General features: G+C 61.3%; 15 protein-coding genes and 1 other RNA gene. 6 read left to right on the top strand and 10 right to left on the bottom strand.

The annotated features are described in order from the left end of the window. Positions 1-55: 55 nt before the first annotated feature. From lon to V7650_RS11395, 8 genes are all read right to left on the bottom strand, one after another. On the bottom strand, positions 56-2,485 hold the full coding sequence (gene lon / locus V7650_RS11430) for an endopeptidase La (RefSeq protein ID WP_335656375.1): 2,430 nt from the start codon (positions 2,483-2,485) through the stop codon (positions 56-58). Between the two features lie 98 nt (positions 2,486-2,583). Then, entirely contained in the window at positions 2,584-2,919 is a 336-nt protein-coding gene (locus V7650_RS11425) for a YbaB/EbfC family nucleoid-associated protein (protein ID WP_335656374.1), read from the bottom strand. A gap of 2 nt (positions 2,920-2,921) precedes the next feature. Continuing rightward, positions 2,922-4,637, bottom strand: a complete 1,716-nt coding sequence (locus V7650_RS11420) for a DNA polymerase III subunit gamma/tau (RefSeq protein ID WP_335656373.1) — start codon at positions 4,635-4,637, stop codon at positions 2,922-2,924. Positions 4,638-4,717: 80 nt separating this feature from the next. Beyond that, an RNA gene (gene ffs / locus V7650_RS11415) (signal recognition particle sRNA small type) lies at positions 4,718-4,812 on the bottom strand. Positions 4,813-4,866: 54 nt separating this feature from the next. Further along, positions 4,867-5,784, bottom strand: a complete 918-nt coding sequence (gene bla / locus V7650_RS11410) for a class A beta-lactamase (protein ID WP_335656372.1) — start codon at positions 5,782-5,784, stop codon at positions 4,867-4,869. A 2-nt stretch (positions 5,785-5,786) separates the two neighbouring features. Then, on the bottom strand, positions 5,787-6,128 hold the full coding sequence (locus V7650_RS11405) for a 2Fe-2S iron-sulfur cluster-binding protein (protein WP_335656371.1): 342 nt from the start codon (positions 6,126-6,128) through the stop codon (positions 5,787-5,789). Further along, positions 6,125-7,234: a cysteine desulfurase family protein gene (locus V7650_RS11400; RefSeq protein WP_335656370.1), complete on the bottom strand. Its 1,110-nt coding sequence runs from the start codon at positions 7,232-7,234 to the stop codon at positions 6,125-6,127. Before V7650_RS11400 ends, V7650_RS11405 begins: the two co-directional genes overlap by 4 nt. Before the next feature lie 8 nt (positions 7,235-7,242). Continuing rightward, the gene (locus V7650_RS11395) at positions 7,243-8,316 is read right to left on the bottom strand and encodes a cysteine desulfurase family protein (RefSeq protein ID WP_335656369.1); all 1,074 of its coding nucleotides are present in this window, start codon (positions 8,314-8,316) and stop codon (positions 7,243-7,245) included. 143 nt (positions 8,317-8,459) lie between these two features. Between V7650_RS11395 and V7650_RS11390 the strand changes: the two genes are divergently transcribed. Then, complete coding sequence (locus V7650_RS11390) at positions 8,460-9,116, top strand: alpha/beta hydrolase (protein WP_335656368.1); 657 nt, start codon at positions 8,460-8,462, stop codon at positions 9,114-9,116. A gap of 2 nt (positions 9,117-9,118) precedes the next feature. On the opposite strand, the gene V7650_RS11385 is transcribed toward V7650_RS11390, so the two are convergent. Beyond that, a complete protein-coding gene (locus V7650_RS11385) occupies positions 9,119-9,322 on the bottom strand; it encodes a hypothetical protein (RefSeq protein WP_335656367.1) in 204 nt (67 codons plus the stop codon). 192 nt (positions 9,323-9,514) lie between these two features. Between V7650_RS11385 and V7650_RS11380 the strand changes: the two genes are divergently transcribed. Next, the gene (locus V7650_RS11380; protein ID WP_335656366.1) at positions 9,515-10,006 is read left to right on the top strand and encodes a hypothetical protein; all 492 of its coding nucleotides are present in this window, start codon (positions 9,515-9,517) and stop codon (positions 10,004-10,006) included. A 97-nt stretch (positions 10,007-10,103) separates the two neighbouring features. Here the strand turns inward: V7650_RS11380 and V7650_RS11375 are convergent, their stop codons facing one another. Next, positions 10,104-11,699: a phosphoenolpyruvate carboxykinase gene (locus V7650_RS11375; protein WP_335656365.1), complete on the bottom strand. Its 1,596-nt coding sequence runs from the start codon at positions 11,697-11,699 to the stop codon at positions 10,104-10,106. A gap of 232 nt (positions 11,700-11,931) precedes the next feature. On the opposite strand from V7650_RS11375, the gene V7650_RS11370 reads away from it, so the two are divergent. From V7650_RS11370 to rapZ, 4 genes are read left to right on the top strand one after another with little or no spacing between them, the layout of a single operon-like run. Continuing rightward, a complete protein-coding gene (locus tag V7650_RS11370) occupies positions 11,932-12,636 on the top strand; it encodes a response regulator transcription factor (protein ID WP_335656364.1) in 705 nt (234 codons plus the stop codon). Next, positions 12,620-14,203, top strand: a complete 1,584-nt coding sequence (locus V7650_RS11365; protein ID WP_442955290.1) for an ATP-binding protein — start codon at positions 12,620-12,622, stop codon at positions 14,201-14,203. The genes V7650_RS11370 and V7650_RS11365 overlap by 17 nt, the downstream gene beginning before the upstream one ends. Next, complete coding sequence (locus V7650_RS11360) at positions 14,200-14,655, top strand: HPr kinase/phosphorylase (protein WP_335656362.1); 456 nt, start codon at positions 14,200-14,202, stop codon at positions 14,653-14,655. Before V7650_RS11365 ends, V7650_RS11360 begins: the two co-directional genes overlap by 4 nt. Continuing rightward, a complete protein-coding gene (rapZ, locus tag V7650_RS11355) occupies positions 14,652-15,587 on the top strand; it encodes an RNase adapter RapZ (protein WP_335656361.1) in 936 nt (311 codons plus the stop codon). Before V7650_RS11360 ends, rapZ begins: the two co-directional genes overlap by 4 nt.

Below are 15,587 nucleotides of genomic sequence, written 5' to 3'. Positions count from 1 at the left end.
TTTACCGGCCTGTTTCGACTCCGTTTCAGAAGCGCGACTCGATCATGAACGCGGTTCAATGCCGCGCCGCGGACCCTGCATCATCGGCAACCGGGGCGGTGGCGTGGCTTGCCAGCTCGTCCGCATCGCTCCATTCGATCGGTTCGACCTTGTCCGCCAGCGCCTCGGCGAGCACCTCATCGACATGGTTCAGCGGGATGATCTTGAGCTTAGAGGTGATGTTCTCCGGGATTTCGACGAGGTCCTTCTCGTTGTCGGCCGGGATCAGCACCGTGGTAATGCCACCCCGCAGCGCAGCGAGCAGTTTCTCCTTGAGGCCGCCGATCGGCAGTATCCGTCCGCGCAAGGTCACTTCGCCGGTCATCGCAACATCACGGCGCACGGGAATGCCGGTCAGCGTGGAAACGATGGCCGTGACGATACCGACACCCGCCGACGGGCCATCCTTGGGCACGGCGCCTTCGGGCAGATGGATATGGATATCCTTGCGGCTGAAGAAACTGGGCTTGATGCCATAGGACGGCGCACGCGCCTTGACGAATGACAGCGCGGTCTGGATCGACTCGTTCATCACGTCGCCCAGCTTGCCCGTGGTCTTGATCTGGCCCTTGCCCGAGACCGTCACCGACTCGATGGTCAGCAGTTCGCCGCCGACTTCGGTCCAGGCGAGGCCGGTTACCGCTCCAACCTGGTTTTCTTCCTCGCCGACACCGTGACGGAATTTCCGCACCCCGGCATAGTCCGCGAGATTGTCAGGCGTAATCTCGACGCTCTTATATTCCCCCTCGAGAATCCGGCGCAGCGCCTTGCGCGCCAGCTTCGCGATTTCGCGCTCCAGCGTTCGCACACCGGCTTCGCGCGTATAATAGCGGATCAGGTCGCGCAGCGCGTCTTCGCGGAGGACGAATTCTTCCTTTTTCAGGCCGTGAGCCTCGATCTGCTTTTCAAGCAGGTGGCGCTTGGCAATCTCGACCTTTTCGTCCTCGGTATAGCCTTCGAGGCGGATAATCTCCATCCGGTCGAGCAAGGGCTGCGGCAGGTTGAGGGAATTGGCGGTGGTCACGAACATCACGTCGGACAGGTCGATGTCGACTTCCAGATAATGGTCCTGGAACTTGTCATTCTGTTCCGGGTCCAGCACTTCGAGCAGCGCCGAGGCCGGATCGCCACGAAAATCCTGGCCCAGCTTGTCGATCTCGTCGAGCAGGAACAGCGGATTGGAGGTGCCCGCCTTCTTGAGATTGGCAACAATCTTGCCGGGCAATGATCCGATATAGGTCCGGCGATGGCCGCGGATTTCCGCTTCGTCGCGGACGCCGCCGAGCGACTGCCGCACGAATTCGCGGCCGGTCGCCCGCGCGATCGAACGTCCGAGCGAGGTCTTGCCGACGCCGGGAGGGCCGACCAGGCAAAGAATCGGGCCCTTCAGCTTGTTGGTGCGGGTCTGCACCGCGAGATATTCGAGAATACGTTCCTTGACCTTTTCGAGCGCGAAATGGTCGTCGTCCAACACCTTCTCGGCCTGCTTCAGGTCCTTCTTGAGCCGCGACTTCTTGCCCCATGGCAGTCCGAGCAGCACGTCGAGATAATTGCGCGTCACAGTCGCTTCGGCCGACATCGGCTGCATGCCCTTGAGCTTCTTCAGCTCGGCTGTGGCCTTGGCCTTCGCTTCCTTGGAAAGCTTCAGTTCCTTGATCTTCTTGCCGAGCTCGGCCAGTTCGTCGCCCTCGCCGTCCTCGCCGTCGCCCAGTTCCTTCTGGATCGCCTTCATCTGCTCGTTGAGATAATATTCGCGCTGGGTCTTCTCCATCTGGCGCTTCACGCGGCCACGGATCTTCTTCTCGACCTGCAACACGCCGAGCTCGCCTTCCATGAAGGCAAAGACCATTTCGAGGCGCTTGACGGGGTCGCCCTCCATCAACAGGCTTTGCTTGTCGGAGACCTTGACATTGATATTCGCAGCAACGGCATCGGCGAGGCGGGAGGCATCATCAATCTCGCCGAGCTGGACAGCCGTTTCGGCCGGCATTTTCTTGTTGAGCTTGGAATAATTTTCAAACTGGTCGACGACGGAGCGCATCAGCGCCGATGCTTCGGTGCCTTCGGCGACCTCTTCGTCGATCAGATCGACGTTGGCCAGCACATAGCCTGCGTCCTGGTCCTCGAGCGACAGATGTCTGGCGCGCTGCTTGCCTTCCACCAGCACCCGGACGGTGCCATCGGGCAATTTCAGCAACTGCAGGACGGTCGCGACCACACCGAGATCATAAAGCTGATCCCGGGCCGGATCATCTTCCGCCGGATCAAGCTGCGCAACCAGAAAGATTTCCTTGTCCGAATCCATCGCCTTTTCCAGCGCGACGACGGATTTGTCGCGACCGACGAATAGTGGCACGATCATGTTCGGGAACACCACGATATCGCGCAACGGCAACAACGGCAGCGACTTGGACTCGGCGGCGGGATTGGCTTCAAACTCGGACATTTTTACTCCAGCATGTTGCGCTGCAACAGCGCTTCTCCCCACTATATGGGGCGTGCCTAAAACACTTCAAGCAGAATGCACCGGATCGGCGACCGGAGCTAAAAGGGCAGTTTAAAACCTGGGGGTAACTGCATGCCGCTGGTCATCTTGCCCATTTCCTCGCTGCTTACCGCATCGGCGCGGTTCCGCGCGTCATTGAAGGCTGCGGCAACCAGATCTTCAAGCATCTGCTTTTCCTCCGGCTTCAGGAGGCTGTCATCAATGGTGACCGCGAGCACGCGTCCCTTTGCCGTCGCCTTGACCTTGACCAGCCCACCGCCGGCCTGTCCTTCCACTTCCAGGCTATCCAGCTTTTTCTGGGCCTCTTCCATCTGGGTCTGGACCTGCTGGGCTGCCTCCTGGGCCGCCTTCATCATTTCTTCCATCGATTTCATCGCTATGCGCTCCTTGATTCTTGTGGCCGGGGATCATCATCGTCCAGCAATATGGCATCGGGAAAGGCCTCAAAGGCCGCCTTGACCAGCGGCGCGTCGAGAATGGCCTGCCGTTCCGCGTCCCGCGCCTGCTGCTGCTGTTCGACCAGGCTCGGCTGCGCCTCACCCTGCCCTTCGGAAATTGTCCATTCTTGCCCGGTTTCCTGCTGCAGGGCATCGGCGATCCGCCGTATATCGGGCGCCGCAATGCCCCTGACCGGCTGGTAGACGATCTGCGATGGCGCAAAGGACACCAGCCGCATGTCGGCGATCATGATGCTTTCAAGGACCGCGGAAACCCGCCCGACCGCTTTCACCGCGTCGGCAAATTGCTGCAGCCCGGGGCCGGCTTGTGATTGCGGATCCGCGGCTGGTACCGGGGGTGCCGAGGCTACGGGATCGGCCACCGGCGGTGCGGATTGCTGCACGGCCGAAGGTTCGGCACCCGACGCGACATTTCGCTCCAGCATCTTTGCCAGCTTGCCCGGATCAGGCATGTCGGCCGCGCATAGCACCCGCAGCAGCGCCATCTCGCACGCTTCGCGCGGCAGGTGGGCCTGCTGGACCTCCTGATAGCCCTTGAGGAGCAATTGCCATAGCCGGTGCAGGACGGGATAGGAGAGCTGTTCGGACCAACCGGACAGCTGTGTCACGGCTTCTTCCGATAGCGTCGGATCGCTGGCCCTGCCCACCTTGAACAGAGTCACCTGATGCGACAGCGAAAGCAGCCCGTTCATCAGCGACAGCGGTTCCACGCCAATTTTATACTGTTCTGCAATGGCATCCAGCAGCGCGGCGGAATCCCCTTCCAGCAATTTTGCAAACAATCGCCGGACCGCGCCGCGATCGGACAGGCCGAGCATGTCCCTGATCTGTGCGGCCTTGACCTCGCCGTCGCCATCCATGTCGGCATGGGCGATCGCCTGATCGAGGATCGACAGGCCATCGCGCACCGATCCCTCTGCGGCCTGTGCGATCAGGTCCAGCGCCTCCTGCTCGGCGGTTACGCCTTCCAGGCCAACAATCATGCCAAAATGCTTGGACAACTGCTCGGCGCTGATCCGCTTCAAGTCAAAGCGCTGGCACCGTGACAGCACAGTGATCGGCACCTTGTTGACCTCGGTCGTCGCAAAAATGAACTTCACGTGCGGCGGCGGTTCTTCCAGCGTCTTCAACAACGCGTTGAAGGCGTTTTTCGAGAGCATGTGCACTTCGTCGATGATATATATCTTGTAGCGGGCCGAAACGCTGGAATAGCGCACGGCCTCGATAATCTCGCGGACATCGTCGACGCCGGTATGGCTGGCGGCGTCCATCTCGATGACGTCGATGAAACTGCCCTCGGCGATGCTCCGGCACGGTTCGCACACGCCGCAGGGATCGATCGTCGGGCCGCCCTGCCCGTCCTCGCCAATGCAGTTGAGCGCCTTGGCGATCAGCCGCGCGGTCGAGGTCTTGCCGACGCCGCGGACGCCGGTCATCAGGAAGGCATGGGCAAGCCGGTCACGCTTGATCGCGTTGCCAAGGGTCTGGACCATCGCGTCCTGCCCGATCAGTTCGGAAAATTTCGACGGCCGGTATTTGCGCGCCAGCACCCGGTAGGGTTGCGCTGCGCCGGGTGCGGGCTGCTCCGGCGCAGCGACGCCGGTGGCGGCAAAAATATCTTGTGAATCGGACATGAAGGTTTAGTTTAGGCGAGCCGGGCGATCTTGTCGAAGGCTTATCCGCCCGAGGGGGCCACTGAATTCAAAAATTGCGATGAGTAGGAGCCGGGCGACCCGCAGAAAAATCGTTGCGGCTGCTTCCTTCCGGACCTGACCGGGTTGGCGACGACTGCGTCCACCCGACTCCCGCTGCGCATATGGCGAGAAGTCACGGACAATTCAAGTCCGCTTTTGCACTACAGGGCTAGGACAGGGCCGCGATCAGCCGGGCAGCGACGCGCGCGACCTCCGCCATGGCGGCATCGGCTTCGACACCCTGCACCGTCGGGCGGTCCATGTAGACCGTCAGAACGAAGGGATTCGCGGACTCATGGTCGGCCGAAGGCCAGATCAGCGCGATATCATTGCGGGCTATCCCGGCCGTCGCGGTTCCCGTCTTGTCGCCAGCCAGCCAGTTGTCGGGCAGCCCCGCCCGGATGCGCGATCGTCCGGTAGTGCTGTCGATCATCCATTGCTGCAAGGTCAGCCTGTGCTCCTCCGCCATGACGCCGCTCGCGGCCAGGGTCAGCATGAGCCTGGCCATGGCTTTTGGACTGGTCGTGTCGCGCGGGTCGCCCGGAATATTCTCGTTCAGCTCCGGTTCCAGCCGATTGAGCTGGGTGACGGTATCGCCATGGCTGCGGACGAACCGGGTAAAGGCCGCGGGACCGCCGGTCGCCCTGATGATGAGGTTTGCCGCCGCATTGTCGCTTGTCATGACGGTCGCACCGGCGAGCTGATAGAGGGAGACCGGCTCCTGGCTGGCCAGATTCGCCTCGACGAACGGCATGTAGGGCACCCGATCCTCCGGCTTCAGAAGGAACTTGGCAAACATGTCGACGCGGCCGGCTTCATGCTCGGCAAACAGCAGGCAGGCCAGAGCAGCCTTGAAGGTCGAACACATGGCGAAGCGTTCATCGCCCCGGTGCGCAGCGATCACGGACCCCTTGTTATCCAGCAGACAGACGCCCAGACGCCCGCCGAGCCGCCCTTCTATCTCCTCGATTTCAGCCACCGCCGGAGAAGGCGAAGAACCAGCCGTGCCGGGCCGTGCCTTTCCTGCACAGCCGCTCAACAGCACCAGTCCTGCCGAAAGCAGAACATCGCGACGCGCCCAAATCATGGTCAAATCCCCTGCATGTTGTGGCTGTCCGCCGGGATCTGAACCGTCAGTCCGTCCAGTTCCGGGGTCAGGGTGATCTGGCAGGCGAGCCGGCTCGTCCGGCGCACGCCGGCTGCGAGATCGAGCATGTCCTCCTCCATCTCGCTCGCCTCGGGCAATTTTCCGAAATCGGCCGCTTCGACGATCACATGGCAGGTCGAACAGGCCATCTGACCCTCGCACGTGCCTTCCAGCGGCTGGTCATGGATCTGGGCGACGGTCAGCAGATCGTCGCCTTCCTTTGCCTGGGCGGTGACCGTTTTTTCGCCGTCGGAGCTGACAAAATGGACCGTGATCGCGCTCATGATAGCTGATTCTCCGCTGCTTGATTGATCAGGCGGGCCGCCTGCTGCACGTCTTGGGCCGTATTATAACGCCCGAACCCGAGGCGGATGGACGATTTAATCTGGCCCGGCTCCAGCCCCAGCGCCGCCAGCACATGGCTGGGCCGTCCCGAACCGCTGGCGCAGGCCGATCCGGCGGAAAAGGCGACGCCGCGAACATCCGACATCAGCCGTCCGACATCCAGTCCGTCGCGGCGGAGATTGAGATTGCCGGCATAGCGCCGGTCGGGCGATCCATTGACGGTCCAGTCGCCGAACAGGCTGCGCGCCTCGTCGGCGAGAGCGGCGATATGCGCGAGGTCTTCCTCCCGCCGCTCGGCACAAATCCTCGCGGCCGTGCCCAGACCCACGCATAGCGCTGGCGACAATGTACCCGAACGCACCCCCTGCTCCTGCCCGCCGCCATGGATCAGCGGCGGCAGGTCGATGCCGTTGCGCACCCACAGCGCACCGATGCCCTTGGGGCCGTAGATTTTGTGCGCGGACAATGCGATCAGGTCAGCTTGCTGCGGTATGTTGATGCGGCCAAAACCCTGGACGGCATCGCACAGCATCAGTGCACCGGCCCGGTGGGCCATTTCCGCGATCTGCTCGACAGGCTGGATGACACCGATCTCGTTGTTGACCAGCATCGCGCCGACCAGCGCGGTCTTCTCGCTCAAACATGCTTCCAGTTCTTCCAGAACGACAAGCCCCTCCCCGTCCACTGGCAGCAGCACGGTATCAAATCCCTGCTTGCCGTACCAGAGCGCGGTGTCCCGGACGGCAGCATGTTCGGTGTCGATCACCGCGATCTGGTCGCGTCCCTGGCTGGCCATGCCGCGCACCGCCCCGAAGGCGAGATTGATCGCTTCGGTGGCGCTGGCGGTGAAAATCAGCCGGCCGTTGTCCGGCAACAGGGCGGCAACCTGCTCCCGCGCCACCTCGACCGCGGCCGCCGCCTTGCGGCCGAGGACATGCGGACTGTGCGGATTGCCGAAATTGTCCCGCAGCCAGGGCAGCATCGCATCGAACACCTCGGGTGCCATCGGCGTGGTCGCCTGATTGTCAAGATAGATGGGAGACATCGCCAGCCTCAAGCGCGCCGGGCTTCGGCGAAGATCGACTTCCACCGGTCCAGGAAGCCATATATCTGCGCCCGGCTGGTGTCGCGCCCGATGCTGACGCGGATCACTTCCCGCGCCACCTGCGGGTCGGTGCCCATTGCCGCCAGCACATGGCTGGTCTTGAGCGTGCCCGAGGAACAGGCGCTGCCGGCGGATACCGAAAAACCGGCCATGTCGAACTTGATCAGCTGGGTATTCGCCGCGACGCCGGGCATATGATAGCTGGCGATCGTGGCGATGCGCGGGGCCTTGTCGGCGATCACCGCGCCCCCCTCGTTGCGGATCGCATCATCGAGATGCTGGCGCAGTTCCGCTGCGCGCCCGGCCCAGTTGGCCGGCGCCTCCAGCGCGGCCGCCATGCCCAGAATATAGGGCAGGTTCTGGGTGCCCGACCGGTAGCCCTGCTCCTGTCCCCCGTCGGCCTGCAGCAGTCTGAGGTCCTTGACGAGAAGCGCACCGACACCCGGCGGTCCGCCAAATTTGTGCGCGGCGACGATGATCATGTCGGCATCCGGCAAGGGCAGCTTGCCCACCGATTGTGCGCAATCGGCCAGCAGATAGCTGCCCCGGTCGCGAACGATCCTGGCCAGCGCATCGAGATTCTGGATCACCCCGGTTTCGTTGTTCACCGACTGGATCGCCACCACCGCCGAACCATCGCTGTTCTTCAGCAGGTGATCCAACTGCCCTGGCTCCACCATCCCGTTGGCGTCGACCGGGATCGCTCGGGCATCGGGAGCAAATCTCAGCACCACGTCATGCTCGATCGGCGAGACATATTGAATCCCCGGCCTGGACCTTGTCAGCGCAATCCTGATCGCTTCGCTGGCGCCGCTGGTAAAAATCACGTCCCCGTCCCAGCCCAGCGCATCCTTCAGACGGCGCCGTGCATTTTCCAGCATCGCCTGCGCAGCTCGGCCATCGGCGTGCGGCGAAGACGGGTTGGCCCAATGCTCAAAACCCTCCGCGCAGGCCCTTTTTGCAATATCAAGCATCGGCGCCGTCGCCGCATGGTCCAGATAGATGCGTTTGGTGTCGGTCACGATACGGGCAAAAACTCTCTGGCTTGCTGGATTGAGTTGCGGATTTGGTCACTCACCCTATATAGGCGCTGCATCCAGCGCAAAAGCTATTCTGTATCTTCGTGCTCTGGAAAATCTCATTTTGATCGAAGAATTGAAAATCCATGCCAGATGTAATTTTTACCGGACCCGAAGGCCGTCTTGAAGGCCGCTTCAGCCCAGGCCCTCGGGAGCGCGCGCCCGTTGCCATGATATTGCACCCCCACCCGCAAGCGGGCGGCACGATGAACGACCGCATCACGCAAGCGATGTACAAGACCTTCGTGAAGCGCGGTTTCGCGACGCTGCGCTTCAACTTCCGGGGCGTCGGTCGGTCGCAGGGCGTGTTCGACAACGGCATCGGCGAATTGTCCGATGCAGCCGCCGCTCTCGACTGGGTGCAGAGCTTCCACCCCGAAGCGCAGACCACCTGGATCGCCGGCTACAGCTTTGGCGCCTGGATCGGCATGCAGTTGCTGATGCGCCGTCCCGAAATCCGTGGCTTCATTTCCGTTTCGCCCCCGGCGAACATGTATGATTTCAACTTCCTCGCCCCCTGCCCGTCCTCCGGAATCATCGTCCAGGGCGTCAACGACGAAGTCGTGACCCCCAGCGCGGTGCAGAAGCTGGTCGACAAGCTGCGGACGCAAAAGCACATCACCATCCACCATGACGAAATTCCCCGGGCCAACCATTTCTACGAAAACGAGATGGAACTGCTGATGGGATCGATCGACAATTATCTCGACATGCGGCTCGCGCCGGATTCGCCGATCAAATAGCGTCAGTCGCCCGATTCGGGCGCAACCGGCTGATTGCTGTTCGGCACCGGGATCGACCCGATCGCGACATTGGCAAACATCACGGCGGCGGCAAGGATCATCAGCCAGCCCTGCTTCTTGTTGGTGCCCTTGCGCAGCACATGGACGCCGCCGGCGAGAAGCGCGGCTCCGGCCAGCATCAGCACGGACAGGATCAGGTTTGTCATGCGGGAACCGTTATCGGCGCCCCGTCGGCCTGACAATCGAATCTTTTGATCACTACCGTCACGCATCAGGCGCGCCAACCCGCTCCGTCTGTCATTTCCGGCCAGCACAGCCGATCCCGGTTGTCCCGCAAGCCGGGCCTTGATAGCTTTCGGGGAAATCCTGACACGGCACATCCCACGCGGAATTTTCGCATGAAACCCAGTCCCTTGCTTTGGATCATTGCCCCGTCGTCGGACTCGTTCGATCTTGCCCGCCTCCCGTGGTGCGAAGCCGCCAGCGACAGGATATCGGTCAATCCGGCCAAATTCCAGAATCTGGAAATGGTCGAAGTCATTGTCGATGCGATGGCCTTCGTGCTTTCCCGACTGACCGCTGCAGAAGCGGTTCCCTATTTTTCGGGGATGGAAGGGAGAAGCCACTTGCCGGCTGGCACAATGCCGTCAGGCGCTGCCGTCGGCGTCGCCATTGGCGAAAATCTGCTCAGCGCGGGTCACCTGCCCGAAATCCACCAGCGATTGCTGCTGCTGGGACAATGGATCGGCGAAAGCCTCGACGCGACGGCGGCTGTCTGGATACCAGGGCGCTCAGCGATGGGCTTTGCCGATTATCGCGATGCCGTGAAAGACCAGATTTCGGGCGGCCCGACGCCATTTCGCGCGCCCGTGCAGGCCGCAGGGTATTAGCCACTCCCTCCGGAACCCGGAAAATGTTGGAAACCGTGCGTCAGGACACTCCGCCGCGATGACCGGATGATCATCGCGGCAAGGCAATCCGTTCCAATCAGGCTGCGGTTGGAGCCGCCTCGCGGACATTCTGGTCGACATGCTCGGCAAATTGCTCAAAATTGTCGATGAACAGCTTGACCAGCTTCTGCGCCGTTTCGTCATAGGCATTCGGGTCCGACCAGGTCGACCGCGGATCAAGAATTCCGCTGTCCACGCCCGGCACCGATACCGGCACCTCAAATCCGAAATTCTCGTCGATCCGGAACTCGCCGTCGTTGAGGCTGCCGTCGAGCGCCGCGTTGAGCAGGGCCCGGGTCGCCTTGATCGGCATCCGGTTGCCTTCGCCATATTTGCCGCCGGTCCAGCCGGTGTTGACCAGCCAGCAGCGGACGCCGCCCTTGGCGATGCGCTCTTTCAGGAGATTGCCGTAGACCGACGGGTGGCGCGGCATGAACGGTGCGCCGAAACAGGTCGAGAAGGTCGCCTCCGGCTCGGTGACGCCGATTTCGGTGCCGGCAACCTTGGCCGTGTAGCCGGACAGGAAATGGTACATCGCCTGTTCGGGGGTCAGCCGCGAAATCGGAGGCAGAACGCCGAAGGCATCGGCGGTCAGCATGATGATATTCTTGGGCACCGGTCCCATGTTCTTTTCCGACGCGTTCGGAATGAACTCGATGGGATAGGCGCCGCGGGTATTTTCAGCCTTGCTGTTGTCGTCGAGATCCAGTTCCCGCGTGTCCATGTCCATCACGACATTTTCCAGCACCGTGCCGAACCGCCGGGTGGTCGCGTAAATTTCGGGCTCCGCTTCTTCGGACAGCCGGATCATCTTGGCGTAGCAGCCGCCCTCGAAATTGAACACCGCGGTATCGGACCAGCCATGCTCGTCATCTCCGATCAGCACCCGGCTGGCATCGGCCGACAGGGTTGTCTTGCCGGTGCCCGAGAGGCCGAAGAAAATCGCCGTGTCGCCTTCCGGTCCGATATTCGCCGAGCAGTGCATCGGCATTACCGAATCGAGCGGCAACAAATAGTTGAGCAGGCCGAACACGGATTTCTTCATCTCGCCGGCATAGGCGGTGCCACCGATCAGGATCAGCTTCTCGGTCAGGTTGACCGCAATGACGGTTTCGCTGCGCGTGCCGTGACGGGCGGGATCCGCCTTGAAGCTGGGCAGATCGATAATGGTATATTCCGGTTCAAAAGCGGCCAGCTCATCGGTCTTCGGTCGCACCAGCATCGTCCGTATGAACAGATTGTGCCACGCGAGCTCGTTGATGACCCGGACGTTGACCCGGTGCTCGGGTTGCGAACCGCCGAAGAGATCCTGCACGAACAATGTGTCCTGCTCGGCCAAGGCGGACAGGAAATCCGCCTTCAGTGCCGCAAAATGGTCCGGAGTCATGCTCACATTTGTCTTGCCCCACCAGACACTGTCCTCGGTTTCTGCATCGCGCACGATGAACTTGTCGTTGGCGGAACGACCGGTATGCTTGCCGGTTTCAACGACCAGCGGGCCATCCTTTGCCAAATGTCCTTCGCCGCGGGAAACGGCGGCTTCGACAAGGGCAGGAGCACCGAGATTCCAGTGCTGCTCGGCTGAATTGGCGAAACCTTGATCATTTAATGATACAGACGAAACTTGTGACACTGATAATCCCCTAATGCTCTAAACAGGTTGAGATCGCGCCGACCCGGCGAATTTGACATGGCGCTTACTCAACCAGGTCGAGTCGGTCAAATTTCTTGCCAACGGTCCTGCAAATTATACTCCCGGACGGATACCCGGTTCCGCGCAAAGCTACTACCGACAAGCTCTCTTGTAACCTATTATCCAATAAACTAGGTCACATCCAGCGCGAGCCGCAAAGGAACAGGAAAAGATGGCAGCCAATATTGCTCTTGTCGACGATGACCGCAATATTTTGACATCGGTGTCAATTGCATTGCAGGCAGAAGGCTTTGTCACGCGCGTCTATTCCGATAGCGAGGCAGCGCTGCACGCGATTCTGGAAAATCCACCGGATCTTGCGGTGTTCGACATCAAGATGCCGAAGATGGACGGGCTGGAACTGCTGCGGCGCGTGCGCGAGAAGTCGAACGTTCCGGTGATCTTCCTGACATCGAAGGATGAAGAGCTGGACGAGGCTCTCGGTCTGGCGATGGGGGCGGACGACTATATCAAGAAACCATTCTCGCAGCGGCTGCTCATTGCCCGCGTCCGTTCGATATTGCGCCGGACGGAATTTCTGAAGTCCGTTGACGAAGGACAGGTGGACGAAACGTCCGAGCCACTGGTGCGTGGCCACCTCCGAATGGATCCGGCGCGGCATCTTGTCGACTGGAAGGGTGAGAATGTCACCCTTACGGTGACCGAATTCATGATCCTGGAGACCCTGGCGCACCGCCCGGGAGTCGTGAAAAGCCGCAACCAGCTGATGGATGCTGCCTATCAGGATGATGTCTATGTCGACGACCGCACGATCGACAGCCACATCAAGCGGCTGCGGCGGAAATTTCGCGAAGTCGATCCCGCCTTTGATGCCATAGATACACTGTACGGAGCCGGTTATCGCTACACCGAATAACGACACCCTCGAGGGGGAAAGCGGTCTTTCTCTGCGCTGGTCCGCGCGGCTCTCGTTGACGACCCGAATCCTGGTCGTCAACGTGCTGGCGATTGCGTTGCTGGCGGGCGGGCTGTTCTATCTCAACAATTACCGGGACCGCCTCACCGAGGAACGGCTGGCTCAGGCTAGACTGCAGCTGACGATTATCGCCGATGCCCTCTCCGCCAGCGCGGCTGACGATATAGAGTATCGCAGCGCGCTGATCCGTCAGTTTTCCAGCCATCTGGACGCCAGATTGCGGCTCTATGCGCCGGATGGTTCGAAGATCATCGACAGCTTCGCGCTGGCAGATCCGACATACGAGTTTGTCGACCCGGTGACCGAGCCGCTCCGCAAGGATGCCGCTCGTCTTCTCGACCGCACGATCGAGAGCGTTGTTTTCAGCAAACCTATTTCCGACTTCGCCGAGCCCCCAGAGGACAAAGCGGCGCAATGGCAGGAACTGCGCTCGGCCGGGTCCGGCGAGCGCGCCGTCAGCTCGGTAAGCTTCGCTCCCGACCGGACCCCGGTCATCGTCGCCGGAAAGACGTTGCCAGACGACAGCGGATCGATCCTGCTCACCGCCAACGCGCGCGATATCACCCGAATCGTGAGAGCGGAACGCTCCAGCGTTCTTCTGGTCATTCTGGTCGCTGCGGCGGTCTCAATCTTGCTCTCGCTATTTCTTGCCCGCACGATTGTCCGGCCAATCCGGAAACTTGCGCACGCCGCCTTTCGGGTGCGAATGGGTCGCTCGGATGAAATTGCGATACCGAGAATGCCGGGACGACGAGATGAAATCGGCCAGCTGAGCCGCGCCCTTTCCGACATGAGCGCGGCCCTGCGCCACCGGATCAACGCCACCGAGGCCTTCGCCGCGGACGTCAGTCATGAAATCAAGAACCCCCTCGCCTCGCTGCGGTCGGCACTCGAGGGCCTGGAGCGGGTCGATGATCCCGGCCTGCAGAAGCAGCTTCTTGACGTCGCCAACGACGATGTGCGCCGGATTGATCGGCTGATCAACGATATTTCCGACGCCTCTCGGGTCGATGCCGAACTGGCCCGGGCGCGCTTTGAACCGATCGATATCGGCAAGATGCTTGAACAATTGCTCGCCGCACGCGAGCAGCGGGCTTCCAATCTCGGCGTCCACATCGCCTTTGCCAGACCGGCCAAGGATGTCGCCAGGGTGATGGGAGACGGTGGCCGCCTCGAACGGGTATTCAGCAACCTTCTGGACAACGCCGTTTCCTTCTCTCCCCCCGGCGGGCTGGTCGAGATTCTTGCGACGCCGGATGCGGACGAGATTGTCATCCACATCGCCGATCAGGGACCGGGCGTTGCTGCGGAGCAGCGCCAGCAGGTCTTCCAGCGCTTTCATTCCGACCGCCCCGGAGGGGAAGCGTTCGGCAAGCATAGCGGGCTTGGCCTGGCAATCGCGAAGACGATCGTCGAGGGTCACCAAGGGAAAATAGAGATATTGGACCGGCCCGAAGGACAAGCGGGGGCGTGCTTTGAGATACGCCTGCCCAAGGCACCTTCATGACCGGAGAAGTCGCAGGGCAGGAGCAAGCCACACTCCATGCAACGGCCGTTGCGATTGCTGGGTCCGGCGTGCTGATTCGCGGCGTCTCCGGCTCCGGCAAGTCCGATCTGGCGCTGCGCCTGATCGACCGGGGTGCGACGCTGGTTGCCGACGACCAGGTGGAAATGGTGCGCGAGGGCGAGCGATTGCTGCTCGGCGCGCCTGCATCGCTGGCAGGCAAAATGGAAGTTCGCTCGCTCGGGATATGCCAGCTGGATCATGTCGCGGGAGTGGAATTGAAGCTGGTCATTGACCTGAAGGCGCAGCCTGATCGATTTCCGCTCGACCGACAGGTCGTGATTTTGCTGGGATTAGAGGTTCCAGCCTGTACACTGACCGCCATGGAATCGAGCGCACCCATCAAGGCGGAAATGGCATTGCAACAAATCAGAAATGGCGCCCGGGCATCATGACGAAGAAGACTGCCAAGCCGGTTCTGCTGGTCAGCGGCCTGTCCGGAGCAGGCAAATCCACGGCGCTGAAAACGCTGGAGGATATCGGCTGGGAAACGGTCGACAATTTTCCCTTCCGGCTGATTGAGCGGCTGCTCGACACGCCACCATCAATGTCCCGCGGCGACAGCGATTCGCCGCTGGCGCTGGGCTTCGACAGCCGGACGCGTGGCTTTGAACCCGACAAGCTCATCAAGAGCGTCAAGCGGCTGCAAAAGAAACAGGATTATCTGATCTCGACGCTTTACCTCGACTGCGCCGGCGGCGAACTCGAGCGGCGCTACGGCGAAACCCGACGTCGCCACCCGCTCGCACTGGATCGTCCCGCGAAACAGGGTATCGCGCTGGAACGCACCCTGCTGGCCCCGTTCCGCCGCTGGGCCGATCATGTCATTGATACCACCGACCTCACCGCCAACGACCTGCAGCGCCAGATCCGCCAGCAGTTCACGCTCGACAAGGACGCGGTCACCACGGTGACGCTGACGAGCTTCGGATTTTCCCGCGGTATTCCGAACAACATCGACCTGCTGTTCGATGTGCGTTTCCTTGCCAACCCCTTCTGGGAACCCCAGCTCAAGCTGCTGACCGGACTGGATACAGAGGTTGCGGATTATATCGGCAGGGACCCGGCCTATGCCGAAGCCATCGAAAAGATTCTCGACATGCTCAAGTTCCTGCTGCCGCGTTACCAGGACGCCGGCAAGGCCTATGTCAATATCGGCATCGGCTGCACCGGCGGCCGCCACAGATCGGTCCATGTCGCCGAACGCCTGAGCAAAGACTTGCGTGCCAGTGGTTTTTCGCCCAATGTCCTGCATCGCAATTTGGCTTCGCGGCCAATGGAAGCGCTGGAATCTATGCAAAAAGTAAACGGGAACAGGGGAATTTAA

The organism is Parasphingorhabdus sp. (assembly GCF_036964565.1).
In the GTDB taxonomy this organism is placed as follows: Bacteria; Pseudomonadota; Alphaproteobacteria; order Sphingomonadales; family Sphingomonadaceae; genus Parasphingorhabdus.
Note: the sequence above shows the minus strand (reverse complement) of the source record. Positions and strands in the feature narration are given on the sequence as shown.